At 71.4% G+C, this 25,755-nt stretch carries 21 protein-coding genes and 2 pseudogenes; 15 read left to right on the forward strand and 8 right to left on the reverse strand.

The window, feature by feature from the left end; translation table 11 throughout:
• Positions 1-644 precede the first annotated feature (644 nt).
• From ACW4TU_RS36985 to ACW4TU_RS36995, 3 genes are all read right to left on the reverse strand, one after another.
• Positions 645-2,189 (reverse strand): amino acid permease, encoded by a 1,545-nt coding sequence (locus ACW4TU_RS36985; protein ID WP_457420556.1) that lies wholly within the window; start codon positions 2,187-2,189, stop codon positions 645-647.
• A gap of 420 nt (positions 2,190-2,609) precedes the next feature.
• Positions 2,610-3,458, reverse strand: coding sequence for a siderophore-interacting protein (locus tag ACW4TU_RS36990; protein WP_457420558.1), 849 nt, complete (start codon positions 3,456-3,458; stop codon positions 2,610-2,612).
• Between the two features lie 218 nt (positions 3,459-3,676).
• Positions 3,677-4,606: a 5'-3' exonuclease gene (locus ACW4TU_RS36995; RefSeq protein ID WP_457430508.1), complete on the reverse strand. Its 930-nt coding sequence runs from the start codon at positions 4,604-4,606 to the stop codon at positions 3,677-3,679.
• A gap of 258 nt (positions 4,607-4,864) precedes the next feature.
• On the opposite strand from ACW4TU_RS36995, the pseudogene ACW4TU_RS37000 reads away from it, so the two are divergent.
• The 4 genes and pseudogenes from ACW4TU_RS37000 to ACW4TU_RS37015 all read left to right on the forward strand — a co-directional run.
• Positions 4,865-5,914: pseudogene (locus tag ACW4TU_RS37000) on the forward strand (quaternary amine ABC transporter ATP-binding protein); the annotation flags it as partial.
• Positions 5,913-6,938, forward strand: a pseudogene (locus ACW4TU_RS37005) (glycine betaine ABC transporter substrate-binding protein); the annotation flags it as partial. The pseudogenes ACW4TU_RS37000 and ACW4TU_RS37005, both read left to right, overlap by 2 nt.
• Positions 6,939-7,415: 477 nt before the next feature.
• Positions 7,416-7,985 (forward strand): helix-turn-helix domain-containing protein, encoded by a 570-nt coding sequence (locus ACW4TU_RS37010; RefSeq protein ID WP_457420560.1) that lies wholly within the window; start codon positions 7,416-7,418, stop codon positions 7,983-7,985.
• A gap of 15 nt (positions 7,986-8,000) precedes the next feature.
• Positions 8,001-8,744 carry a helical backbone metal receptor gene (locus ACW4TU_RS37015; protein ID WP_457420562.1) on the forward strand — a complete coding sequence of 248 codons (744 nt, stop codon included), beginning with the start codon at positions 8,001-8,003 and terminating at the stop codon, positions 8,742-8,744.
• Here ACW4TU_RS37015 and ACW4TU_RS37020 read toward each other — a convergent pair.
• Positions 8,671-9,828 (reverse strand): TDT family transporter, encoded by a 1,158-nt coding sequence (locus ACW4TU_RS37020; RefSeq protein WP_457420564.1) that lies wholly within the window; start codon positions 9,826-9,828, stop codon positions 8,671-8,673. The genes ACW4TU_RS37015 and ACW4TU_RS37020 overlap by 74 nt on opposite strands.
• Before the next feature lie 70 nt (positions 9,829-9,898).
• Here ACW4TU_RS37020 and ACW4TU_RS37025 point away from each other — a divergent pair, with 70 nt between their 5' ends.
• On the forward strand, positions 9,899-10,822 hold the full coding sequence (locus ACW4TU_RS37025) for a LysR family transcriptional regulator (protein WP_457420566.1): 924 nt from the start codon (positions 9,899-9,901) through the stop codon (positions 10,820-10,822).
• Positions 10,823-10,932: 110 nt separating this feature from the next.
• On the opposite strand, the gene ACW4TU_RS37030 is transcribed toward ACW4TU_RS37025, so the two are convergent.
• Both ACW4TU_RS37030 and ACW4TU_RS37035 read right to left on the reverse strand, forming a co-directional pair.
• A complete protein-coding gene (locus ACW4TU_RS37030) occupies positions 10,933-11,661 on the reverse strand; it encodes a gamma-glutamyl-gamma-aminobutyrate hydrolase family protein (RefSeq protein WP_457420568.1) in 729 nt (242 codons plus the stop codon).
• 104 nt (positions 11,662-11,765) lie between these two features.
• Entirely contained in the window at positions 11,766-12,500 is a 735-nt protein-coding gene (locus tag ACW4TU_RS37035) for a FadR/GntR family transcriptional regulator (RefSeq protein WP_457420570.1), read from the reverse strand.
• A gap of 96 nt (positions 12,501-12,596) precedes the next feature.
• Between ACW4TU_RS37035 and ACW4TU_RS37040 the strand changes: the two genes are divergently transcribed.
• The 5 genes from ACW4TU_RS37040 (at position 12,597) to mycP (ending at position 20,422) form a co-directional block, all read left to right on the forward strand.
• Entirely contained in the window at positions 12,597-13,967 is a 1,371-nt protein-coding gene (locus ACW4TU_RS37040; RefSeq protein WP_457420572.1) for a glutamine synthetase family protein, read from the forward strand.
• Between the two features lie 11 nt (positions 13,968-13,978).
• Positions 13,979-15,382 carry an aldehyde dehydrogenase family protein gene (locus ACW4TU_RS37045; RefSeq protein ID WP_457420574.1) on the forward strand — a complete coding sequence of 468 codons (1,404 nt, stop codon included), beginning with the start codon at positions 13,979-13,981 and terminating at the stop codon, positions 15,380-15,382.
• Positions 15,379-16,161 (forward strand): 3-oxoacyl-ACP reductase, encoded by a 783-nt coding sequence (locus ACW4TU_RS37050; protein ID WP_457420576.1) that lies wholly within the window; start codon positions 15,379-15,381, stop codon positions 16,159-16,161. Before ACW4TU_RS37045 ends, ACW4TU_RS37050 begins: the two co-directional genes overlap by 4 nt.
• Before the next feature lie 2,018 nt (positions 16,162-18,179).
• Positions 18,180-19,214, forward strand: coding sequence for a hypothetical protein (locus ACW4TU_RS37055; protein ID WP_457420578.1), 1,035 nt, complete (start codon positions 18,180-18,182; stop codon positions 19,212-19,214).
• A complete protein-coding gene (gene mycP / locus ACW4TU_RS37060) occupies positions 19,211-20,422 on the forward strand; it encodes a type VII secretion-associated serine protease mycosin (protein WP_457420580.1) in 1,212 nt (403 codons plus the stop codon). The genes ACW4TU_RS37055 and mycP overlap by 4 nt, the downstream gene beginning before the upstream one ends.
• A 43-nt stretch (positions 20,423-20,465) precedes the next feature.
• On the opposite strand, the gene ACW4TU_RS37065 is transcribed toward mycP, so the two are convergent.
• Complete coding sequence (locus ACW4TU_RS37065; protein ID WP_457420582.1) at positions 20,466-21,464, reverse strand: serine hydrolase; 999 nt, start codon at positions 21,462-21,464, stop codon at positions 20,466-20,468.
• Between the two features lie 149 nt (positions 21,465-21,613).
• Between ACW4TU_RS37065 and ACW4TU_RS37070 the strand changes: the two genes are divergently transcribed.
• Positions 21,614-22,357 (forward strand): SseB family protein, encoded by a 744-nt coding sequence (locus ACW4TU_RS37070; protein ID WP_457420584.1) that lies wholly within the window; start codon positions 21,614-21,616, stop codon positions 22,355-22,357.
• On the opposite strand, the gene ACW4TU_RS37075 is transcribed toward ACW4TU_RS37070, so the two are convergent.
• A complete protein-coding gene (locus ACW4TU_RS37075) occupies positions 22,354-22,710 on the reverse strand; it encodes a DUF1844 domain-containing protein (RefSeq protein WP_457420586.1) in 357 nt (118 codons plus the stop codon). The genes ACW4TU_RS37070 and ACW4TU_RS37075 overlap by 4 nt on opposite strands.
• 380 nt (positions 22,711-23,090) lie before the next feature.
• Here ACW4TU_RS37075 and infC point away from each other — a divergent pair, with 380 nt between their 5' ends.
• The 4 genes from infC (at position 23,091) to ACW4TU_RS37095 (ending at position 25,736) form a co-directional block, all read left to right on the forward strand.
• Positions 23,091-23,834: a translation initiation factor IF-3 gene (gene infC, locus ACW4TU_RS37080; protein WP_457430509.1), complete on the forward strand. Its 744-nt coding sequence runs from the start codon at positions 23,091-23,093 to the stop codon at positions 23,832-23,834.
• 106 nt (positions 23,835-23,940) lie between these two features.
• Positions 23,941-24,135, forward strand: a complete 195-nt coding sequence (gene rpmI / locus ACW4TU_RS37085; protein WP_073499621.1) for a 50S ribosomal protein L35 — start codon at positions 23,941-23,943, stop codon at positions 24,133-24,135.
• A gap of 100 nt (positions 24,136-24,235) precedes the next feature.
• Positions 24,236-24,619, forward strand: coding sequence for a 50S ribosomal protein L20 (gene rplT, locus ACW4TU_RS37090; protein WP_164315220.1), 384 nt, complete (start codon positions 24,236-24,238; stop codon positions 24,617-24,619).
• 268 nt (positions 24,620-24,887) lie between these two features.
• On the forward strand, positions 24,888-25,736 hold the full coding sequence (locus tag ACW4TU_RS37095; RefSeq protein WP_457420588.1) for a TrmH family RNA methyltransferase: 849 nt from the start codon (positions 24,888-24,890) through the stop codon (positions 25,734-25,736).
• Positions 25,737-25,755: the final 19 nt, after the last annotated feature.

Consider the following 25,755-nt stretch of genomic DNA (forward strand, 5'->3'; position numbering starts at 1 on the left):
GCTTTCGGTCATCGGAAAGGGCGTATGCCCCGGCGCATGGAGCGGGCGCATGCGCGGCCCTAGATCCCACTCCGCCCGTTGCGCCGCCTGTGTCAGGCTTGTTCGGCGGCAGTCGGGGCAGCGGAACGTTGCTGAGGCGGTACGTTCGATCTCGGCGGGCCCTGGCGTGCTGCACTCCGGTAACTGGACGTCACCCCAACCTTCATCGCGTCGGTTCTCGCTCTCGTGTACGCCTGCCGGAGTTCGGTCGCCTCCTCGCACTGGACTTTTCCGCATCCGCAGTCCGAGCATCCCGCCATGTGGTGCATGAAGGTCCCGTACTTCTCCTCGCCAGGAAGGTGTTCCGGGACCACGAGCGACCGCGGACGACCGGTACTGCCAGGCGCGCCCTGTTTGCCCCGCTCGGTGTTCGTCAGGGCGTGCGATCACGCTGGTTGGGATGGCGGCGCATCTCGACCTCGAACATGGTGGCGCGCTGATGTGGCCTGTTGAGCATCAGGACAGAGCAGGACTGGCCCCAGAGTTGTGTGCCATGGTCTTTGAACGTGCACGGATGACCACAACTGGGTCCACGGAGTTGAGGGGCCTGGACTGATCCAATCTCTCAAGCCTCAGCCACGGGTTCAAAATTCCGTTCGGTCTCCTCACTCATCACGCTCGACAAGTGAACCGAGCGCACCTCGTCGCGCCCTCACCGCCCGGTACACCACCCCACCCCCCACCGTGACCACCAGGAACAGCACGGTGAACCACTGGAAGTACCAGTGCCCGCCCGCCGGGTCGTACACCGCTGCGCGGGGCCAGGCCAGGTTGATGGTCATGAAGAGGCCGTAGAGGAGGGCGAGGGCGTTGACGGGGATGCCCCAGCGGCCGAGGGAGAAGAGGGGTTTGCCGGTTTCGTCGGTGCCGTCGGCGGTGAACGTGCCCTTCAGGCGCTGGATCAGGAGCGGGCCGGTCACCATCGCGTACGCCAGGTACAGCATCACGATGCAGGTGGTGCCGATGGCCAGGAAGGCTTCCGGGGAGGCGAAGTTGAGGAGCAGCAGCGCCGCCGCCAGGACGCCGACGACCACGGCCGGGGCGCTCGGCATGCCCGTGCGCGGGTTGACCTTGGCGAGGCGGGCCGAGTAGGGAAGTTGGCTGTCGCGGGCCATCGAGAACAGCATCCGGCAGGCCGCCGTCTGGATCGCGAGGGTCGCCACCGCGATGGCCACCACCACGTCGACCAGCAGGGCGCGGCCCACCCCGTCACCGAGACTGCTCGTCAGGACGTAGCTCAGACCCTCGACGCCGAGCCGGCCGTCGGTGAGGCTCGGCGCGGCGAGCAGTCCGGCGAGGATGATCAGGCCGCCCAGCAGGCCTGCCGAGGCGAGCGCGGTGAGGATGGTGCGGGGTGCGGTGCGCCGGGGATTGTGCGTCTCCTCGCTCATCTCGCCCGCGCTGTCGAACCCGATCATCACGTACGCCGCCGTGAACGAGCCCACCAGCAGCGCCCCGGTCAGGCCGGACTCCAGGGCCGTACCCGTGTGGAAGGTGATGCCGGGAGTGCGCTCGGAGTGGGTGAGCAGGAGGACGATGATCAGGACGGCGCCGATGATCTCGGCGGTCACACCGACCCGGTTGATCAGGGACATCACGCGGTTGTCCAGGACGTTCACCAGGGTCGTCAGGGCCAGCAGGAGCACGCCGAGTATCGCCGCGTTGGCCGCGCCGCTCGCCGAGGTCGGGGCCGGGTCGTCGCCGACCAGCTGGAAGCCGGACCAGATGGCCGGCATGACGACCTGGAGCGCGAGTGCCGCCGCCGCGACCACCACGATCTGCCCGATCACCATGATCCAGCCGGCGAACCAGCCGAAGGTGAGGTTGGAGAGCCGGGAGGACCACTGGTAGATCGCGCCGGAGATCGGATAGCGCGCGGCCAGTTCCGCGAAGCACGCGGCGACCAGCAGCTGGCCGATCAGCACGGCCGGCCAGGCCCAGAAGAAGACGGGGCCGCCGAAGGCGTACCCGAAGGCGAAGAACTGGAAGACGGTCGTCAGCACCGAGATGAAGGAGAAACCGGCGGCGAACGAGGCGTACCGGCCGAGGCTCCGGTGCAGTTCCTGGCGGTAGCCGAACTCGGTCAGGGAACGGTCGGCGGACGGGTCCGGGGGATCGGGGCGTACGTCGGTGGGAGCGGTCGTGGTCACGGCGGGACCTGCCTTCGGCGCGAATTCCTGTCGGGTGACAGAAATTAGGGAGGCGCTGTTTCGCAGGGATGTCGCGGCCGTGTCGAGTCGGGACCCAAGTCCTCACGTACCGGCGGCGGCTCGCCGACCGGGCGATGTGATGAGGTTCGGCTGCGTCGTGCCGGCTTGGGCGACGCTCTCACGTGGTGCCTTCGGCGCACGGCGAAGGTGTGATGCGGGGGTGTGCGCAGTCGACGCCGTCTGCGCCGGCGAAAACAGCGAAAACGCCAACCTGGCGCTGGGGGAGGGGAGTTCAAGGCCGCCTGGTCGCCGCGACCGGGGAAACCCGCTCGGTCGGGGCGGTGCGCCGTCGGCCCGGCTCCACAAGGGGCCGGGCCGGTGGGGGCCGGATGGTCGTGGGCCCCGGAAACTCGCGGAGGATCAGGAGGTCGCCGGTTCGGCGGACTCCTGCTCCGCCTCCACCTGCGCGTTCCACTCCCGCTTGGACGCCTGCCAGCCGTCCTCGTTGTGACCGAGGCGCCAGTAGCCGGAGATCGAGAGATCCTCGCGCGGGACCTCGCGCTCCACCCGCAGCAGCCGGCGCAATTCCTTGACGAAGGCCGCCTCGCCGTGCACGAACGCGTGCACCCGGCCCGCGGGGAACTCCAGGGCCCGTACGGCCTCGACGAGGGCCTCGCCCGGGGTTCGCTCACCCCGGTGCAGCCAGCGGACCTCCACGTCGGAGTCGATCTTCTGCTCCTCCTCGGGGCCGGCGATCTCCACGAAGGCGTACGCCTTGGCGCCGTCGGGCAGTGCCTCCAGGGCGCAGGCGATCGCGGGCAGCGCGCTCTCGTCACCGGCGAGCAGATGCCAGTCGGCGTCGGGGTCCGGGGCGTAGGCGCCGCCGGGGCCGCCGAAGACCACGGTCTCGCCCGGCTGGACGCGCATCGCCCAGGGGCCGGCCAGGCCCTCGTCGCCGTGCAGGACGAAGTCGAGGGTCAGCTCGCGCAGTTCGGGGTCCCAGGCGCGCACCGTGTACGTGCGGGACACGGGCCACTGCTCGCGCGGGAACTCCTCGCGGACGCGCTGCATGTCGAAGGGCTGTGGATAGGTGACGCCCTCGGCCGGGAACTGCAGCTTCACGTAGTGGTCGGTACGGGTGCCGGCCGAGAACTCGGCGAGGCCGTCGCCGCCCAGGACCACACGCTGCATGTGTGGGGTCAGTCGCTCGGTGCGGACGACCTGCGCGGAGTGGAGCTTCGGAGCCCTGCGTTCCGGGCGCTCTGCCATGACGGCCTCCTTATTCCTCTGCTTAGGCTTACCTAAGTTAGCATCTCCCCCTGGTGAAACCCTGGTATCCGAGGCGATCGATTTCGCAAAGATGCCTCAAAACGAGAGCGGCGTTCTCTGGAGCGGCGATGTCGCTCGCGCCGGGTAGGGCCTCGTGCCTGGTGCTGAGGTGCGAGTGCTGCGAGTGCATCGTGCCTCAGGGACGTCGGGCGGGCGCCTCAGTGTCCGAGTGTCGTGAGCAATCTCTCCAGTGATCCCCCAAGTCCCCAGCGGGCAGCGAGCGCGTCGAGCATCGCGGGGTCGCGAGGAGTGCGCGGCACCGCTGTGTTGACGTCCGGCAGTGGCACATCGCCGGCCACCAGGACGACCTTGGGCGCGACCTCGACGTACGGCCGTGACTCGTCGAGCCGCTTGCGCTGCGACGGTGTCAGCTTCGCCTTCGGGTCGTCGACCGCGGCCATGATCCCGGCCAGGTCACCGAACTCGGCCAGGAGCTTCGCCGCCGTCTTCTCGCCGATACCGGGCACGCCCGGCAGTCCGTCGCTCGGATCGCCGCGCAGCGTCGCCAGATCCGCGTACCCCTTCCCGTCCACCCCATACTTCTCGCGCAGCCACGCCTCGTCGGTCAGCTGCAGGGTGCCCACGCCCTTGAGCGGGTACAGGACACGCACCCCGCGCGCGTCGTCGACCAGCTGGTACAGGTCCCGGTCGCCGGTGACGATGTCGACGGGGCCCTCGGCCCGGCCGGTGAACGTGCCGATCACATCGTCCGCCTCGTATCCGGCGACGCCCACGCGCGCGATGCCCACCGCGTCCAGCACCGCTTCGATGATCGGTACCTGTGGCGACAGGGTGTCCGGCACCTCCTCCTCGTCCGGCCCCGTCTCGCGCTCCTCGGCGACGCGGTGGGCCTTGTACGAGGGGATCAGGTCGACCCGCCACTGTGGACGCCAGTCCGCGTCCATGCACGCGACCAGGAGGTCCGGCCGGTGGTCCTTGACCAGCCGGTCGATGAATTCGAGCAGCCCGCGCACGGCGTTCACCGGCGTGCCGTCCGGAGCCTTCACGGACTCCGGGACGCCGAAATAGGCGCGGAAATAGAGCGAGGCGGTGTCGAGAAGCATCAGTCGTCCGGTCACGCCTCGCATCATGCCGTACGCCACTGACAGTCACCCCGCGCGCCACTTCCAGGCAACTCCAGGGGCCTTCCCGCAGGTCATCACATTACGTATGCGAAGGCTTGTGAACTGGCCCACTTCTCCGTTTGCCCATGTGGGGCCGGGGCAGGTACGGCCACTGGCAAACCCGGTTGTTCGCGCAACCGTCGAAAGCGAAGAGCTTGACCGAAGTGACACGACGAAGTGACACGACCGAAAGAGCACGACCGAAGTACACGAGGAGCACCCTTGTCATCCAGGCTTGAGGCCGGGCATCTGTACAAGGTGTTCGGCAGACGACCCGGCGACGCGGTGACACGGCTCGAAGAGGGAGCCGACCGCGACGAGCTACGAGAAGACGGCACCACCGCCGCTGTCATCGACGCGTCCTTCACCGTGGAGCCCGGCGAGATCTTCGTCGTCATGGGCCTGTCCGGCTCCGGCAAGTCGACGTTGCTGCGCATGCTCAACGGCCTGCTGGAACCCACCGCCGGACATGTCCGCTTCGACGGCCAGGACATGACCGCGCTCGGCGACCGCGAACTGCGTGCGCTGCGGGCGAACAGGATCAGCATGGTCTTCCAGCACTTCGCGCTCTTCCCGCACCGCAGCGTCCGTGAGAACGCCGCCTACGGCCTGGCCGTGCAGGGCGTGCCCCGCGCCGAGCGCGAGCGTCGCGCCGGCGAGGCGCTCGCCCTGTGCGGGCTGGCCGGCTGGGAGGACTCGTGGCCCGACGAGCTGTCCGGCGGCATGCAGCAGCGGGTGGGCCTGGCCCGGGCGCTCGCCACCGACGCCGACCTGCTGCTCATGGACGAGTCGTTCAGCGCGCTCGACCCGCTGATCCGCCGGGACATGCAGGATCAGCTCCTGGAGCTGCAGAAGTCCCTCAAGAAGACCATCGTGTTCATCACCCACGACCTCAACGAGGCAATGCGCCTGGGCGACCGCATCGCCGTCATGCGCGACGGCCGCATCGTCCAGACCGGCACCGCGGAGGACATCCTCGTCCGGCCCGCCGACGACTACGTCGCCTCCTTCACCAAGGACGTCGACCGATCCCGCGTGCTCACCGCGGGTGCCGTCATGGACCCGCGGACCCGCGGCGACGAGGCCGACTGCGACTGCCCGACGGCTACCCCCGACACGCCGTTCACCGAACTCTGCGCGCTGAGCGCCCGGCTGTCCCACCCGGTCGCGGTGCTCACCGACGACGGCGAACTGGTCGGCGTCGTACGGCGACAGCGCCTCGTCGGCTTCCTGGGCGACCGGCAGGGCGCCCCCGAGCCCTGCGGCAGCCCGGGTGTCCCCGCTGGGCCGCCGCGCCGCCGCCAAGGCCCGTACCGCGGGCACTCCGAAGCTCTGGACCCACCGCCCCAGCCCGGTCGTCGCGCTGGCCGGTGTGGTCGTCCTGGCGCTCGTCGCCGGCGGCCTCGGTATCTTCGGCTCGTCCGCGCGGACCACCGGGGCCACCGGGACGGACGTGGGCCGGGGCAGGAAGGTCAGCATCGGCTACATCCCCTGGGACGAGGGCATCGCCACCACCTTCCTGTGGAAGGAGCTCCTGGAGGAGCGCGGCTTCTCCGTCACGACCACCCAGTACGCGGCCGGCCCGCTGTACACGGGCCTGGCCACCGGCCAGATCGACTTCCAGACGGACTCCTGGCTGCCCGTCACCCACGCCGAGTACTGGAAGAAGTACCGCGACCAGATCGAGGACCTGGGCAAGTGGTACGGCCCCACCTCCCTGGAGCTGGCCGTCCCCTCGTACGTCAAGGGCGTCGACTCGCTCGCCGACCTCAAGGGACAGTCGTCGAGGTTCAGGGGCCGGATCGTCGGCATCGAACCCAGCGCCGGAATGATGGGCCTCCTCAAGGACAAGGTCCTCGGGGAGTACGGCCTCGACGGCGAGTACCAGGTCGTCGACGGCTCCACCCCGGCCATGCTCGCCGAACTCAAGCGCGCGTACGCCAAGAAGGAACCCGTCTCCGTCACCCTGTGGTCGCCCCACTGGGCGTACAGCGACTACGACCTGAAGAAGCTCAAGGACCCCAAGGGCGCCTGGGGCAAGGGCGACGGCGTGCACACGCTCGCCCGCGAGGGCTTCGCCGACGACAACCCCGAGGTCGGCGGCTGGCTGAAGAACTTCGCCATGACGGAGAAACAGCTCACCGGTCTGGAGGCGCGCATCCAGCGGGCGGGCAAGGGCGGAGAACAGGACGCCGTCCGTACCTGGCTGAAGGCGAACCCGGGGCTCGCCGAGAAATGGGCACCGGTCGGCGATTCCAAGGGCAAGAGCGGTGCGAACGGGGTATCGAACAACTGAGGGAGCCGCTCAGGAGGGGTGGGTCGAGCCGGGAGGCACGCGCGCGTGCGGGTGTCTCCGGTGCGGCCCACCCCTCGCGGCGTTCCCGGACGGTCACGTTCCGCGTACGAGAGGGATCCGGCCAACCACGGAGCGCCAGGCCATCCCCCGGCTCGGCCGCCCCGTCGGTGGGTCCCGCTGGTCAGCTCCGCCCGCCCGCGCGCGTGGACGGTCACGGGGAGGGCCGGGCGGCTCAACCGCTGGCGCGAACCATGAGGTCGTACCCGACGGGGGGTGACACCGATGTGACGGGCGCGTGAAACAGTTTGACGAACATGCGTAGGGTGCAAGGAACCCGTCAGGGAACGTCATCAGACAACGCGTCGTGCATGGTTCGGAGACGATCTGGCGAACAGCCACCGAACACGCGGCGCGATGCGCTGTGATGGGACGTACACCACCGGGACGCGACGACGAGCCGAGGAGGGAGCCGGACCCATGGGCGACCACAAAGAACAGCCCCTGCGGGTGGGCGCGGCCGTCCGGCGGCGGCGCCGGACGCTGGAGCTCACCCTCGCCGTCGTGGCCGAACGCAGTGGCCTTTCGGTGCCCTTCCTGAGCCAGATCGAGAACGAGCGGGCGCGGCCCAGCCGCAGCTCCCTGGAGAAGGTCGCCGACGCCCTGCGCACCACCGCGGTCGAACTCCTCGCGGCGGCCGACCCGGCGTGCAGCGTCGACGTCGTCCGCGCGGACGCCCTCGAACCCACCCCCGACGAGCCCCGCGAGCGCTCCCTCGTCCGCGGCCACCAGCAGTTGCACGCCATGGAGTTCACCGGCGACCACGACACCGGCCGCGAGTTCCAGCACCGCAACGACGAGTTGATGTACGTCGCCGACGGCGCTGTCGAGATCGAGGCGGAGGGCCGCGCACACCGGCTCGGCCGCGGCGACACGCTGTATCTGACGGGCGGGGTGCGGCACCGCTGGCGGGCGACCGTGCCGGACACCCGGGTGATCGTGGTGGCGGTGGCCGAACACATCGAGGCGGTGCAGGACGGGCGGCGCTGAGATGACCGGTCGACCATGAGGGTGATCTCGCTGGTGCCGTCCCTGACGGAGGCGGTGGCGGTCACGGTGCCCGGTGTTCTGGTCGGGGCCACGGACTGGTGCAGCCACCCTGCCGACCTCGGCGACGGCGTCGCACGCGTCGGCGGCACCAAGAACCCGAAGGTCGAGCGGATCGTCGAACTCGCGCCCGATCTGGTCGTCGCCAACGAGGAGGAGAACCGCGCACCGGACCTCGCCGCCCTGCGCACCGCGGGTATCGAGGTGCTGCTCACCGAAGTGCGGGACGTGCCGCAGGCGTTCCGGGAACTGGAGCGGGTGCTGACGGCGTGCGGCGCGGGATCACGCCCCCGGTGGCTGGACGAGGCGGAGACGGCGTGGTCGGCGCCGGAGCGCTGGTGGAGAACGGCAGCCGACGGTCGTACGACCGCTGTCGTGCCGATCTGGCGGCGCCCCTGGATGGTGCTCGGCCGGGACACCTTCGCGGGTGACGTGCTGGCGCGGCTGGGCGTCGACAACGCGTACGCGGACCACGGCGAACGCTATCCGCGCGTACCGGTCGAGGAGCTGCGGGCCGCCGCGCGGACCGGGCTGGTCGTCCTGCCGGACGAGCCGTACCGTTTCACGGCCGAGGACGGCCCCGAGGCGTTCGAAGGGCTGCCCTGCGCACTCGTCAGCGGGCGCCACCTCACCTGGTACGGGCCGTCACTGGCGGCGGCGCCACGGGTACTGGGCGAGGCCCTGCGAGCAGCTCACCGCTGACCAGGCCCCGGACGGTACGGGCGCCGGCGCCGGCCCAGGCCGCGACGAGCAGCGCGTACAGGGCGACGGCGAGGACGTCGAAGGCGGCGAGCCCGGTGTGCCGGCCGAGGCTCTCCGCGCCGGTGACACAGGTGCCCACCGGGAAGGTGAAGGCCCACCACGTCATCGTGAAGCCCATGCCCCGGCGCCGGGCGCGCACCACCAGCGCACCGGCGAGCCCGAGCCACAGCAGCGCGAAGCCCATGACGGGAACGCCGTAGAGGACGGCGGCGGCAACGGCGGTTGCGTGCGGGACGGGTACGACGCCGGGGGCGAGGTCGGCGAAGTGGCCGGCGGCGGTGGTGGACTGGCCGAGCGGCCCCAGGGCCAGGAACAGGGCCGGGGTGAGGGCGAGCGGCAGCGGGCCGGTCGTGACGAGGTGCGCGAAGACGACCGGCAGCATCACGAGGGTCGCGAGCAGACTCAGCCCGAACATGGCCAGGCAGGCGAACAGAAGCGTCTTCTGCCCCTGCCCGGGCGGGAGATGGGGGACGAGAAGCGGACCGAGTGCCGCGGACACCATGGGTGCGACGACGGGGAGCAGCCATACGGGGCTGGGCGTCCCACGGCGTACGACCAGGAGGTACGGCACGGCCACGGCGGCGACGAGTCCGACGGCCGTACCGGCGGTGAACAGGACCGCGTCCAGGGCAAGGGCGGCCGGGAGGCCGATCCAGTCCCGGCCGACGACGAGGGCGCCGCCGCCGACAGCCGTCAGGGCCATGGCGAGGCAGCCGTAGAAGGGCGCCGTCGCCGGGTCCAGGAGATGGGCGCGGGCCTGGTCGCGGTGGTGGGCCCAGTGCAGGGCGCGGGCGCAGAGAACCGCGAGGAGGAGGGCGAGGGAGAGGGCCCACACGGCCGTGCAGACGGTACGCAGTCCGGGGATGCCGTCCGCGCCGGGGAGACCCGCGCCCGCGGTGCCCACGATGGCGGTGCCCATGACGGGGGCGTACCAGTTGGGGCCGAGATGACGGAGGCTGCCGGGGACGTGCGGCTGGTGGGGCTGGGTCCTGGGGAGTGGACGGGCGGGGGCTGCGGTGGCCATGTCCTTACGGTCGCGCGGGGTGCGGGCGGTCACCAGGGGGTTTCGGTGAATGAGGGCATAAGCTGGATCTATGGGTGATGTGGAGGGCAGGGCCGTGCAGCCGTCGGGGGTCGCGCGGCGGGTGCCGGACCTCGGGGCGATGGAGCTGCTGTTGGCCGTGGCGCGGCTGGGGAGTCTCGGGCGGGCGGCGCAGGAGCTGGGCGTCACCCAGCCCGCCGCCAGCAGCCGCATCCGGTCCATGGAACGCCAGCTGGGCGTGGCCCTCCTGGACCGCTCGCCGCGCGGATCCCGGCTCACGGACGCGGGTGTGCTCGTCACCGACTGGGCCCGGCGGGTCGTGGAGGCGGCGGAGGCGTTCGACGCCGGGGCGCAGGCCCTGCGTACGCGACGCGACTCCCGGCTGCGGGTGGCGGCCAGTATGACGATCGCCGAGTACCTGCTGCCGGGCTGGCTGCTGGCGCTGCGTGTGCTGCGGCCCGAGACGGCGGTGTCGCTGCTCGCGGGGAACTCGGCGGCGGTGGCCGAACGGGTCCTGTCGGACGAGGCCGACATCGGTTTCGTGGAGGGGACGGGCGTACCGAGCGGGCTGGACTCGGTGGTCGTCGCGAAGGACCGGCTGATCGTGGTGACGGCGCCGGGGCATCCGTGGGCGCGGCGGCGGAAGCCTGTGGGGGCGGAGGAGCTGGCGGTGACGCCGTTGATCCTCCGGGAGGAGGGGTCGGGGACGCGGCAGGTGCTGAACACGGCGTTGGGTGGGTTGGCGCGTCCGCTGATCGAGCTGTCGTCGACGACCGCGGTGAAGGCGTCGGCGGTGGGTGGGGCGGGGCCCGCGGTGCTGAGTGAACTGGCGGTGGGGGAGGAGTTGGCGACGCGGCGGTTGGTGTGTGTGCCGTTGGACGGGGTGCGGTTGGATCGGGAGCTGCGGGCGGTGTGGCCCACGGGGCATCGGCCGGTGGGGCCGGCGCGGGAGTTGTTGGGGTTGACACGGGGGTGAGGGGTGGTCGGCGGTGGGTCGTTTCGCCCCCGCCGCCCTTACCCGTCCCGTCCCGTTCCTGGGGGCTGCCGCCCCCAGACCCCCGCTTCGGCCCTGAAGGGGCCTTGTCCTCAAGCGCCGGACGGGCTGGGGATGCGGGCCGGTGCTGAATGGATCAGCGCCTCCATCACCCTCATGTCCTCGCCCATTTCCGGGTGCCACTGCACGCCCAGAACCCACCCGCAACGGTCCGTCTCCTCCGGCTCCACCGCCTCCACCGTGCCGTCCTCCGCGTAGGCCGATGCCGTCAGCCCCCGCCCCAGGCGGTCCACCGCCTGGTGATGGAACGTCGGTACCGATGTCTCCTCCGGTACCGCCTCCGCGTACCGCGTGCCCGGTACCGGTTTCACGGTGTGGTGGCCGAAGACGCCCGGAGTCTCCGCGTGGCCGTCGAGGTGCTGGACCAGCGTGCCGCCCAGGGCGACGTTCAGCAGCTGCATACCCCGGCAGATGCCCAGCAACGGGGTGCCGGTCGCCAACGCCGCCTCGATCAGGGCCAGTTCCCAGGCGTCCCGGGCCTCGGCGGGCGGGCCGGTGCGCGGGTCGCGCTCCTCGCCGTACCGGGCGGGATCGACATCCGGGCCGCCCGCGATCACGACACCGTCGAGCCGGGCGACCGTCGCGGCGGCGTGTGCCGGGTCGTCCGGCGGGAGCATCGCGGCGATGCCCCCGGCCCGCTGCACGAGGAGCGGATACCCGGCCGGCAGCAGCGCCGCGGGCAGCTCCCACGCACCCCAGCGCGTCCTGGACTCCAGGTACGTACTGACGCCGATGAGCGGTCGTCGTCCGGTCGTCGTCACGAGGGTCTCCCTGGCATCCAGCGGGCAATCGGTGCGGCTTTCAATGGCGTACGGCCATACCTTTGCCGACCCTCGTCCTGGCTGGCAACCCATGTCTCACCGCGTCACGCCAGGAACCCCCGCAACAGCGCGGCCGTCCCCGAGCAGTGCTCCCGCATCATCTCCCGCGCCCCGTCCGCGTCCCCGTCGAGCACCGCGTCCACCAGCGCCGCGTGCTGCCGCTGCGAGTGCTCCAGGTTGCGCACCAGCAGCGGGATGCAGTCCAGCAGGTCGTTCACCGTCGCCCGTACCGCCGCGTACTGCGAGGTCAGCGTCGGGGAGCCGCACAGCTCGGAGAGGGTGAGGTGGAGCAGCGTGTCCAGCCGGCGGTAGTCCGGCAGCGGCGCGTCCTGCGTGCGGGACAGGGCGTCCCTCAGCCGGTCCGCCTGCTCGGGTGACAGGCCGTGCTGCGCGCACAGGCCAGCCGCGCCCACCTCCAGCACCTCCCGGAAGCGAAGGACGTCCTCGATGTCGACCGCGCTGATCCGCCGCCGCAGCTCGACCTCGCCGCCCGCGCCGTCCCGGGGGAGCACGAACGTGCCGCCGTACCGGCCGCGCCGCGATTCCACGAGCCCCTGGTCCTGGAGCACCTTCAGCACCTCGCGCAGTGTCACCCGGCTGATCCCGAGCCGCTCCGCGAGTTCGCGCTCGGCCGGCAGCCGCTCGCCGCCCGGTACCAGGCCCAGCCGTACGACCTGCAGGATCTGCTCCAGCGCCTCCTCGAAACCGTTGCCCGCGCGCACGGGCCGCAGAACCGGCGTCAACCGGTCCTCCAAGCCGCCCTCAGCGTCCAGCGACATCTCGTCGTGCCCCCTTCCCAAGCAATGGTTCTCCGCAATACCTTATGGCTTCCGGCCCGGCCGGAAAAAACGCGCAGAAGCCGAAGGAGCTTTCCCGTGGCAGACCGCACACCCGCGCTGAGCGTCGAGGAGCTGCACGCCCTCGTCGCGAGCGGAGAGATCGACACTGTTGTCCTGGCCTTCCCCGACATGCAAGGGCGGCTCCAGGGCAAGCGGTTCGCCGCCCGGTTCTTCCTCGACGACGTCCTGGCGCACGGCACCGAAGGCTGCAACTACCTCCTGGCCGTCGACACCGAGATGAACACGGTCGACGGCTATGAGATGTCCAGCTGGGAGCGGGGATACGGCGACTTCGCCATGCATCCCGACCTCTCCACGCTCCGCCGCCTGCCCTGGAACGCCGGCACGGCGTTCCTCGTCGCCGACCTCGCCTGGAACGACGGGTCCCCGGTCGTCGCGGCTCCACGGCAGATCCTCCGCCGTCAGCTGGACCGGCTCGCCGAACACGGGTTCACCGCGAAGGTCGGCACCGAACTCGAGTTCATCGTGTTCAAGGACACCTACGAGCAGGCCTGGGACGCCAACTACCGCGGCCTGACCCCGGCCAACCAGTACAACATCGACTACTCGGTACTCGGCACCGGCCGCATCGAGCCGTTGCTGCGCCGCATCCGGAACGAGATGACGGCCGCCGGGCTGACCGTCGAGTCCGCCAAGGGCGAGTGCAACCCGGGCCAGCACGAGATCGCCTTCAAGTACGACGACGCCGTCGTCACCTGTGACCAGCACGCCGTCTACAAGACCGGCGCCAAGGAGATCGCCAGCCAGGAGGGCGTCTCGCTCACCTTCATGGCCAAGTACAACGAGCGCGAGGGCAACTCCTGCCACATCCACCTCTCGCTCGCCGACGCCGACGGCACGAACGTCATGGCCGGCACCGCGGATGATCCCGGCGGCATGTCCGAGGTGATGCGGTACTTCCTCGCCGGACAGCTCGCCGCCCTCCGGGACTTCTCGCTCCTGTACGCGCCCAACATCAACTCGTACAAGAGGTTCCAGCCCGGTTCGTTCGCGCCGACCGCCGTCGCCTGGGGCTACGACAACCGCACCTGCGCGCTGCGGATCGTCGGCCACGGCAGGTCCATGCGGTTCGAGAACCGGCTGCCGGGCGGTGACGTCAACCCGTACCTCGCCGTCGCCGGGCTCGTCGCGGCAGGGCTGTACGGCATCGAGCAGAAGCTGGAACTGCCCGAGGCGTGCGCGGGCAACGCCTACTCCGGTGACTACGCGCATGTCCCGACCACCCTGCGCGAGGCCGCCGAGCTGTGGGAGAACAGCCCCATCGCCCAGGCCGCCTTCGGTGACGAGGTGGTCGCCCACTACCGCAACATGGCCCGCGTCGAACTCGACGCCTTCGACGCCGCGGTGACCGACTGGGAGCTTCGCCGCTCCTTCGAACGCTTGTGAGAGGTCCTTTCTTGTCGTACGAGCATGAGCGCGAACTTACGTACGAGCGTGAGCTTCGCGTCCTCAACCCCGCCACCGAGGACGTCGTCGCCACCGTCCCCGCCGCCACCCGCGAGGACGTCGACGCGGCCGTCGTACGGGCCACGCGGGCGCAGACGCGCTGGGCCGTCCTGGCGCCCGCCGACCGCGCCCGTCTGCTGCGCCGCTTCGCGGCCACCGTCGACGAACACCTCGAAGAACTGGCCCAGTTGGAGGTGCGGGAGGCCGGGCACGTCATCGGCAACGCGCGCTGGGAGGCGGGCAACGTCCGAGACCTGCTCGACTACGCGGCGGGCGGTGTCGAGCGGCTGACCGGACGGCAGATCCCCGTCGCCGGCGGTCTCGACATCACGTTCCTCGAACCGCTCGGCGTCGTCGGGGTCATCGCGCCCTGGAACTTTCCCATGCCGATCGCCGCCTGGGGCACGGCTCCCGCGCTCGCCGCGGGCAACGCGGTGATCCTCAAGCCCGCCGAGACCACCCCCCTGACGGCCCTGCGCCTCGCCGAACTCGCCCTGGAAGCAGGCCTGCCGGAGGACCTGTTCCAGGTGCTGCCGGGCCACGGTCCCGTCGCGGGCGACGCGCTCGTCGAGCACCCGGGCGTCGCGAAGATCGTCTTCACCGGGTCGACGGGCGTGGGCAAACAGGTGCTGGCGAAGGGGGCGTCGCTCCTCAAGCGCGTCACTCTCGAACTCGGCGGCAAGAGCCCCAACATCGTCTTCGCCGACGCGGACGTCGAGGCCGCCGCGGCTGCCGCCCCCATGTCCTTCCTCGACAACTCCGGCCAGGACTGCTGCGCCCGCACCCGCATCCTCGTCCAGCGCTCCGTGTACGACCGCTTCCTCGGCCTCCTCGCCCCCGCCGTCGAATCCGTCCTCGTCGGCGACCCGGCGGACGAGAAGACCCAGATGGGCCCGCTGATCTCCAGGGCCCAGCTGGACCGCGTACGCGCGTACGTCACCGACGACCTGGCCGGCATCCGGGGCGAGGCGCCCGCGGGCCCCGGTTTCTGGTTCCCGCCCACCGTCCTCACCGACGTCGACCCGCACGCGCGCGTGGCCGTCGAGGAGGTCTTCGGCCCCGTCGCCGTCGTCCTCCCGTTCGACGACGAGGCGGACGCCGTGGCGCTCGCCAACGGCACCGACTACGGCCTCTCGGGCTCCATCTGGACCCGGGACGTCGGGCGTGCCCTGCGCGTGTCGCAGGCCGTCCGGGCAGGCAACCTGTCCGTCAACTCGCACTCCAGCGTGCGCTATTCGACCCCCTTCGGCGGCTTCAAGCAGTCCGGGATCGGCCGCGAGCTCGGCCCGGACGCCCTCGCCGCATTCACCGAGACGAAGAACGTCTTCATCAGCACGGAAGGCCCCGCACAGTGACCGCAGAGAACATTTGCAGGCGTCTCGTCGGCCGTACCGCCGTCATCACCGGTGCCGGCAGCGGCATCGGCCTCGCCACCGCGCGCAGGCTCGCCTCCGAGGGCGCCCATGTCGTCTGCGGCGACGTCGACGAGCCGCGCGGCAAGGCCGCCGCCGACGAGGTGGGCGGGATCTTCGTCAAGGTCGACGTCACCGACCCCGAGCAGGTCGAGGCGCTCTTCCAGACGGCGTACGACACCTACGGCAGCGTCGACATCGCGTTCAACAACGCCGGTATCTCGCCGCCCGACGACGACTCCATCCTGGACACCGGCCTGGAGGCCTGGAAGCGCGTCCAGGAGGTCAACCTGACCTCCGTCTTCCTGTGCTGCAAGGCCGCGATCCCCTACATGCGGCGCCAGGGTAAGGGCTCGATCATCAACACGGCCTCGTTCGTGGCGAGGATGGGCGCTGCCACGTCCCAGATCTCGTACACCGCGTCCAAGGGCGGCGTTCTCGCCATGACCCGTGAACTGGGCGTGCAGTTCGCCCGGGAGGGCATCCGCGTCAACGCCCTCTGCCCGGGGCCGGTCAACACCCCGCTCCTCCAGGAACTGTTCGCCAAGGACCCCGAGCGCGCCGCCCGCCGGCTCGTCCACATCCCGGTCGGCCGGTTCGCGGAGGCCGACGAGATCGCTGCCGCGGTCGCCTTCCTGGCCAGCGACGACTCCTCGTTCGTCAACGCCACCGACTTCCTGGTCGACGGCGGCATCGCGGGCGCGTACGTCACACCGGTGTAGGCAACAGCCGTACGCCTTACGGACGTTGGGGAACATCGGAACGCCTGGACCGACCACCGGCGCGCGGCCGAAGAGCCCTCGCCCCGCCGCACCCCGGCGGGGTGGAGGCCCGCGCCGGGGTCGCCGCCCGCGCACGCCGGGACACTCCGTCCGCCGACTGGGCGCCGGCCCGCTCATGACCGGGCCGGTCAGCGGCGCGGGCGGTCATGAACAGTCCTGGACGAGGCCTGTGGGACACGATTACCGCAGGGCAGGGGACGATCCGGGCAGAAGCCCCGGTGCCGCGGACCGGTTCCCGTTCGGGGGGTGTCAGCCCGTAGAGTGACGCTTCACGCAGGGAGTAGCCGCCGCGCGCGGAGGGACGCGCCCGGATGGCCGCCCGCCCGCGCGGGTATGCCTGCCCGGGACGGCCGCGTCCCGCGCCGCACGGACTCCGCGGCCCTGCGCCGGTACGAGGAAACGGGGGGTGCATGAGCACGGAAGCGCGGCGCGCCTCCATTCCCCCGCGCCCGGCCACCCCTCCACCGACCGAGCCGCCGGTCACGGACGGTACGGGCGCCACGGCCGAGGACGCGCCGGGTACGCCAGGAAACGACAGGAACGCCGCGGGCGGCGACAGCAGGGAGCGGAGGCCGGGCGCGACCGGCGACGCGGCGAGCATGTCCGGGCGTGCACCTGGTGCACCAGGTGCGGCCGTCGGCCCCGTTGTGTCCGGCTCGACGCCTCCAGGCGCACCGGCCGCCCCCGCACCGACGCCGAACACCGCGACAGACACCGCGCCGCCCCGGTTCCCGCACCTGGGCTCTCCCTCCCGGGAAGCCGCCGGCCCCATAGCCCCGCCCCCGCCGCCCTCCTCGGCCCGGCTCCCCGACGCGCCCCCGGCCGGCCCCACCTCGGCGGCACCGCGCCCGCGCCCCGACCTGCCGCCGCGCCCGGCCCACCAGCCGCCCGTCGCGCCCTGGCGCCCGAGCGCCCTCGCCGACACCACCAGGCGCCTCCGCAACGCGCCTCAGCGGCCGGGCGACCAGCCACGCACGACCGAGACCTCTCCCGGCCCGAACGGCAGCCCGGCCCCCGGCCACCCGACACGCTCCACCGACCTGCGCAAGACCGGACCGCGCACCCCGGACCAGCCCTTCACCCCCACCGGCCGCCCCTACCGCCTGGACTCGCCCCACCCACCGAACGACCGCCCGGGTGCGGCCGAGACGCCTCCGCCGCCCGCGGCTCCTTCGCGCCCGGCGTACGTGCCCTCCGGCCGCCCGTACCTCCCGGACCCGCCGAAGGCGTCGAACGGCCGCCCGGGTGCGGCTGAGACGCCTCCGGCGCCCGCGGGTCCTTCGCGTCCTGCGAACACGCCGGTCGGCCGCCCGTACCTGCCGGACTCGCCCCAGGCGTCGAACGGTCGTCCGGGTGCGGCTGAGACGCCTCCGGCGCCCGCGGGTCCTTCGCGTCCTGCGAACACGCCGGTCGGCCGCCCGTACCTGCCGGACTCGCCCCAGGCGTCGAACGGTCGTCCGGGTGCGGCTGAGACGCCTCCGGCGCCCGCCGGTCCTTCGCGTCCCGCAAGCGCGCCTTCCGGGCGCCCGTATCTTCCGAATCCGCCTGTGGCCGACCCGCCGAAGGCATCGGACGGCCGTCCACGTGCGGCTGAGATGCCGTCGCCGCCCGCGGGCCCTTCGCGTCCCGCGAACACTCCGGCCGGCCGCTCGTATCCGTCGACCTCGCCGGTGGGCCACCCGCCGAAGGCGGCGGGCAGTCGTCCGGGTGGCGCCGAGATGCCTCCGGCGCCCGTTGAACGGCCGCGTTCGGTGGACGTTCCCTCCGCTCCTGTCGGTCGTCCGTATCGCGCGGGCTCGCCCCAGGCATCGGACGGCCGTCCGGGTGCCGCCGAGATGCCGTCGCCGCCCGCGGGCCCTTCGCGTCCCGCGAACACTCCGGCCGGCCGCTCGTATCCGTCGACCTCGCCGGTGGGCCACCCGCCGAAGGCGGCGGGCAGTCGTCCGGGTGGCGCCGAGATGCCTCCGGCGCCCGCCGGTCCCTCGCGTCCCGCGAACACCCCCGTCGGGCGCCCGTACCTGCCCAATCCGCCGGCGGCCGACTCGGGCAAGGCGTCGGGTGCCGCCGGTGTGCCCCCGGTGCCCGTCGACCCTCCCCGGTCCGCGAGCGCGTCCGGCAGGCCCGATCCCGCTCTCTCCTGGAGCGCCTCCTACGGTGACACCGGTGCCGTTGGTTCCGGGCGGCCCGTTGTCTCGCTCGGGCAACCCGACGTGTACGGCGCCGAAACGAGCCCCCGCTCCTTCAGCGGGCGGGCGCTGCTCGCCGTCGCCTGTGCGGTGCTCGGGCTCGGGCTCATCGGCGGTGCGCTGACCGGGAGTTGGCTGACCGGGGACGAGTCGAAGGACGCCGGTGCGAGTACCGCGTTCACCGCGGCCGGGACGCTCTGGCACAGCGTCCCCGTGGACCAGCTCTTCCCGCCCACCATCGAGGGCGACGGAGCCGGCCCCGGCGGCGCCGACCGGACCTGGACCCGGATCGCCGTCGCCCCGGACACCGGCTGCGCCGACGCCTTCGACCCGCTGCTGCGCAAGGCCCTCGCGCCGGTCGGCTGCCAGCGCCTCCTGCGCGCCACCTACACCGACGAGACGCAGAGCTACGTCACCACCGTCGGCCTCCTCTTCACCACGGCCGACGCGACCGCGATGCGCGCCCTGCGTACCCGCTTCAGCAACGAGAACCTCGACCGCCGCACCGACCTGATGCCCCGCCCCTATGCCGCGAAGAACACCGTCGCCGACGACTTCACGGACGCCCAGCGCGCCTCCTGGACCATCTCCGTCCTCACCGACGCCCCCGTCGTCACCTACGCCGTCTCCGGCTGGGCCGACGGCCGCACCGTCGACGCCCCGCAGCCCGCCGAGGCGGCCATGACGTCCGGCGCCACCACGGCCCTCGCCCAGGCGGGCCTCGGCCACGAGGCGAAGGGCCTGGCCGACCGCGTCGAACGGGCCCTCCGCAAGACCGTCGGCTCGGCCGCGAAGCTGCCGTCATGACCCGCACCCGCACAGCCCGAAGCGGGCTCCTCGTCCTCCTCCTCGCCGGTACCCTCACCCTCCTGCCCGCCACCAGCGCCTACGCCGACAGCATCCGGGCCCAGCAGTGGGCCCTGGACGCCATGCACACGCAGGAGGCATGGCGGACGACCAGGGGCAAGGGCATCACGGTCGCCGTGCTCGACACCGGCGTCGAGGCCGACCACCCCGACCTCGTCGGCAACGTCCTCGAAGGCAAGGACATGGTCGGCTTCGGGGCGAGCCAGGGCGACGCGTCCTGGGCCAAGCACGGCACCGCCATGGCCGGCATCATCGCCGGTCACGGCCACGGCTACGACAACGAGGACGGCGTCCTGGGCATCGCCCCCCAGGCCAAGATCCTGCCCATCCGGGTGATCCTCGAAGACGGCGACTCGGCCCGCGCCAAGGCCCGCAACACCCGCGGCAACGCCCTCGCCGAAGGCATCCGCTGGGCCGCCGACCAGGGCGCCGACGTCATCAACCTCTCCCTCGGCGACGACTCCAAGTCCGCGCATCCCGAGCCCGCCGAGGACGAGGCCGTCCAGTACGCCCTGGAGAAGGGCGCCGTCGTCGTCGCCTCGGCCGGCAACGGCGGCGAGAAGGGCGACCACATCTCCTACCCGGCCGCCTACCCGGGCGTCATCGCCGCGACCGCCGTCGACAAGTACGGCACCCGCGCCTCCTTCTCCACCCGCCGCTGGTACGCCACGGTCAGCGCCCCCGGCGTCAACGTCGTCATCGCCGCCCCCGACCACCGCTACTACGAGGGCTGGGGCACGAGCGCCGCCGCCGCGTTCGTCTCCGGTGCCGTCGCCCTCATCAAGGCCGCCCGCCCCGGACTGACCCCGGCCCAGATCAAGAAGCTCCTGGAGGACACGGCCCGCAACGCCCCGGACGGCGGCCGGGACGACTCCCGCGGTTTCGGTTTCATCGACCCCGCGGCGGCCATCAAGGCGGCGGCCAAGCTCAAGCCGGAAGGGCTGAAGTCGACCGCGTACGGCAAGGAGTACTTCGGCGCGGGCCCGGACCCGGCCCCCGAAGAGGACGACACCTTCAACTGGGCCGGCCCCGTCGCCGGCGGCCTCGGTGTCGTGCTCCTGGTCGCGGCGGTCCCGTTGTGGCGCGGTCGCCGCAGGACGGCCGACCACTCCACCGACTCGTACGACTCGTACGGCGACAACTTCTGAGCGTTCGCGGACGATGACCCGATCGATCCGGCCTGATCGTCCGTCAGGACTGGTCGGTGGTAACGGACTTCACGGCGAACGCCGAAACCGCCGCCCTCGCCGCCGACTCCACCAGCGAAATCCCCTTCGCCTTCGTCGTGTTGCCGTTCGACACCACCGCGACCAGGAACTCCCGCCCGTCCGCCGTCGTCACCCGCCCGATGCTGTTGATGTCCCACAGCCCGGTCGCGGTACGCGGCAACCACCCGTTCTTCAGGGCGAATCGGCGATCGGCGGTACCCGTGGCGCCCGCCGCCGACACCCCCCAGTCCTGGTCCTCGGCTATGGAGCCCATCAGGCCCTGGAGATACGCCCGGGACGCCGCACTGAGCTCGGACGCATCCCCGCTGTCCCCGCTCTTCGCGAACACCTGCTGGAGCAGGGTGAGTTGATCGGCCGCCGTGGTCTGGGTCAGGCCCCACAGCATGCCCGAACCGCCCTCGGTGTCCGTCAGGCCGAAGCGCTTGTTGGCGGCGGCGAGACCCTTCGCCTTTCCGATCGCCGTCCACAGGGCCGACGCCGAGGCGTTGTCGCTGACCTCGATCATCGAGGTGGCGTACCGCTTCTCCTGCGCGGTGAGGCTCCGGTCCTCGTCCTGCGCCCGGAGCAGCAGCGTCGCCAGGATGTCCACCTTGACGATGCTCGCCGTGTCGAACGTCCCGTCCCCGTACGTGGCGCTGTCGCCCGACTCGACGTCGAGCACGGCCACGGACACCCTGGCCCCGTCCTCGGCCGCCGCGGTCACCGGCTTCATCGCCGCTGCCAGCAGCGTGTCCGGTTCCACCGTGGGATCCGCGACGGGTTCCACCGACGCCTCCTCGCTCGCCTCGGCCCGCGCGGGCGCTGCCGCTGCCGCTGCCGCCGCCGACGTTACGCTGCCGACGTCCGCGTGCGCCTGTGCCTTCAGATACGCGGTGCCCCCGCCCGTACCGCCCATGACGACCGCGGATACGAGGACGATGTAGACGAGCGACCGACGCCGGGGAGCTCTCTCAGAGGCCATGCCGTGATGCTGGCGGCTGTGACTGTGCGGTTGATTAGGCGCATGTTAGATGTGTGTCAGCGCTGACTGAGAATCCCGTGAAACCGGTGAACGGCAGGTTTCCGGGGTGGCGAAAGCCCAGGAGCGATCCCCCGATAGGGTCGGGCACCGTGGCGAACAAGAACATTCCCGACTCCGGCTTCCCCGACGACGACGGCAGCGCCGACCCCCGGCTGAGCGCAGCGCTGGCGGCCTGGGCCGAGGACCGTACCGCGGTGCGACCGGTCCTGGAGGCCCTGAAGGGCGCCCGGCTCCTCGTCCCCGTGGTCGCTGTGCTCGGGGACGTCGAGGAGGACGAGAAGGGGCTCCGCCACGAGAAGACCAGCGACATGGCCGTACCGACCCTCAAGGCCGGCGACCGGACCGCCCTGCCGGCCTTCACGTCCACCGACTCGCTCTCCCGCTGGGACCCCGCCGCCCGCCCCGTCGCCGTACCCCTGCACCAGGCCATCCAGGCCGCCGCGCACGAGAAGGCGGACACGATCGTCCTCGACCTGGCCGGACCCGTGCCCTACGAGCTGAGCGGCTCCGCGCTGCTCGCGCTCGCCGAGGGGCGCACGACGGCGGATCCGCTCGCCGATCCCGCCGTGGTCGACGCCGTACGGGCTGTCGTGGCCGCCGAGCCCGCCGTGGTCCGCGCCCATCTGGGCCCGGGACAGGCCGACGGCACCCTCGCGCTCGTCCTGGACCCGGCCGCACCGCCGGCCGACGCCGCCCGGGCCGTCGCCGGCCGCCTCGCCGCCGACGAAACGCTCAGGGCCCGTCTGGTGCGCGGCCTCGACCTGGCACTCCTGCCGGCCGGAGCGACGCCACCCGGCGAGCCCCTCTACGTGCGTTCCGTACCGGCTTCCTAGCCGTAGACCGGGCCCGTGTACTTCTCGCCGGGGCCCTGGCCCGGGTCGTCCGGAACGAGGGACGCCTCGCGGAAGGCGAGCTGGAGCGACTTCAGGCCGTCGCGCAACGGGGCCGCGTGGAAGGAGCTGATCTCCGTCGTGCTCGCGTCGAGCAGACCGGCGAGGGCGTGCACCAGCTTGCGGGCCTCGTCCAGGTCCTTGTACTTGTCGCCCTCGTCGGTCAGACCGAGCTTCACGGCGGCGGCGCTCATCAGGTTCACGGCGACCGTCACGATCACCTCGACCGCCGGGACCTCGGCGATGTCGCGGGTCATGGCGTCGAAGTCGGCATTCTGGGCAGGGGTGTCACTCATGCCCCACACGATAGGCCCCGGGGATCCGGCCCCTCTGCGCGGGCGGCTGTGCGGGAGCCCGCTGTCCGACGGTTAGCACCACCTCCTACTTGGTGCTAACCTTTTGTAACGACCGGCTGGACACTTGCGTGCCCGGCCCACAAGTGGAGGCTCCGAACTCCCACCCGACCGTCCTCACGGATGGCGGGTCACCCGGTCAGGCGGCCACCATCGTTCCGTACGGACGATGGAGTCGCCCGATGTGCGCCCCGCGGTTGACCGCGGCGGTGCTCCGGTATGCCTTTGGAGCCCCGCCTGCGTCCCGTCGGGGCATTTTTCGTGTGCCCCGGTAGTTGGTCCCATTGTCATCAGAGACATACGCGGCTGTCCGCCAGACCGCCGTGTGGTGCTACCGAGGAGGATCCATCAGCACTGAACCCCGTATCAACGACCGGATTCGCGTTCCCGAAGTGCGACTTGTCGGTCCCAGCGGCGAGCAGGTCGGGATTGTTCCGCTTGCCAAGGCCCTGGAGCTTGCGCAGGAGTACGACCTCGACCTGGTCGAGGTGGCGGCGAGCGCACGCCCGCCGGTCTGCAAGCTCATGGACTACGGGAAGTTCAAGTACGAGTCGGCCATGAAGGCCCGTGAGGCGCGCAAGAACCAGGCGCACACGGTCATCAAGGAAATGAAGCTCCGGCCGAAGATCGACCCGCACGACTACGACACCAAAAAGGGTCACGTCGTCCGGTTCCTGAAGCAGGGCGACAAGGTCAAGATCACGATCATGTTCCGTGGTCGTGAGCAGTCCCGGCCCGAGCTGGGCTACCGACTGCTGCAGCGGCTCGCCTCGGACGTCGAGGACCTCGGGTTCATCGAGTCGAACCCGAAGCAGGACGGCCGAAACATGATCATGGTTCTCGGCCCGCACAAGAAGAAGACCGAAGCGATGGCCGAGGCCCGTGAGGCCCAGGCGGTCCGCAAGGCGGAAGCGAAGGCCAACCCGGGCAAGTCGCAGAACGCCGCGGAGATCGACGGAGTCGACGGAGTCGACGGGGACATCATCGACGACGTGGACACCGACGACGACGTGGACATCGCCGAGGAGACCGCTGAGGCTCCGGCCCCGGCGTCCGCCGAGGTCTGATCCCGGGGCTCGCGCCCTGGGATGCCAACCCACACACATGACGTTCCACCGTGCCCGGTTTCACGGCCGGGCACCGGAGCGCCACTGACGAGGAGAGAACGGCGCTATGCCGAAGAACAAGTCGCACAGCGGTGCCAGCAAGCGCTTCAAGATCACCGGCTCCGGCAAGGTGCTCCGCGAGCGTGCCGGCAAGCGCCACCTGCTCGAGCACAAGTCGTCCCGTGTGACGCGGCGCCTCACCGGCACCGCCGAGATGGCCCCGGGTGACGCCAAGAAGATCAAGAAGCTTCTCGGCAAGTGACGTACCGGCGCCTGTGCGCCGTAAGTACGTCTGAAGACCGGGACCCCATCGAAATCGGGCCGTGTGACGACAACCACGGCCCCGCTGCAAGGAGTTAAAAGTGGCACGCGTCAAGCGGGCAGTAAACGCCCACAAGAAGCGCCGGGCGATCCTCGAGGCCGCCAAGGGCTACCGCGGTCAGCGTTCGCGCCTGTACCGCAAGGCCAAGGAGCAGGTCACCCACTCCCTGGTCTACAACTACAACGACCGCAAGAAGCGCAAGGGCGACTTCCGTCGGCTGTGGATCCAGCGCATCAACGCCGCTGCCCGCCAGAACGGCATGACGTACAACCGCCTCATCCAGGGTCTGAACGCCGCCAACATCGAGGTGGACCGCAAGATCCTCGCGGAGCTCGCCGTCAACGACGCCCCCGCGTTCGCCGCGCTCGTCGAGGTCGCGCAGAAGGCCCTGCCGTCGGACGTCAACGCGCCCAAGGCTGCGTGACGCTCGCGCTGGCTTTGAGCCGCGTGTGATGTGATGCCGGGCCCACAGGTGTTCGCCACCTGTGGGCCCTGGCGTTTTTTTGGGTGCGTTGTCGGGTGCGGGTCCGGTGGGGACTTCTCGCGCAGTTCCCCGCGCCCCTGAAAAGCAGGGGCTGCGCCCCATGCTTTTCGGCCCGCAGGGCCGGGTCTTTTCCGGGGCGCGGGGAACTGCGCGACCAGCCCCCACTCACCCGCACCCGACAACGCACCCAACCCGCGAAAGGTGACCCATGTCCGGCACCACCCCCGAGCTGATCTCCCCGCGCTCGCCCCGCGTGTCCGCCGCGCGGCGGCTCGCCCGGCGGAACTTCCGCAGCAAGGAGCGGCTGTTCCTCGCGGAGGGGCCGCAGGCCGTGCGGGAGGCGGCCGGGCACGCGGACACCCTGGTCGAACTGTTCGCCACGGTCGGCGCCGCGGAGCGGTACGCCGACCTCGTCGGGGAGGCGCGCGCCGCCGGAGCCCGCGTGCACCTCGCCGACGAGGACGTCATCGCCGACATCTCCACCACCGTCACCCCACAGGGGCTCGTCGGGATCTGCCGGTTCCTCGACACCTCGTTCGAGGACATCCTCAAGGCACGGCCACGGCTCGTCGCCGTCCTCGCGAACGTGCGCGACCCCGGGAACGCCGGCACCGTACTGCGGTGCGCGGACGCCGCGGGCGCCGAGGCGGTCGTCCTCACCGACGCCTCCGTGGACCTGTACAACCCCAAGGCCGTACGGGCCTCCGTGGGCTCCCTGTTCCATCTGCCCGTGGCCGTCGGCGTACCCGTCGAGGAGGCCGTGGCCGGGCTCAGGGACGCCGGTGTACGGATTCTGGCCGCCGACGGCGCGGGCCCGGACGACCTCGACGACGAGCTGGACAAGGGGACCATGGGCGGGCCCACCGCCTGGGTGTTCGGGAACGAGGCCTGGGGGCTCCCGGAGGAGACGCGCGCGCTGACCGACGCCGTAGTGCGCGTTCCGATCCACGGAAAGGCGGAAAGCCTGAACCTGGCGACCGCCGCCGCCGTATGTCTCTACGCGTCCGCCCGTGCACAGCGCGCCTCCGGAGGGTGCCGCTCCGTCACCGAGAGCTAGTAGGGTGACGGGCTCGGGG

It is taken from the genome of Streptomyces kryoterrae, from assembly GCF_054072135.1.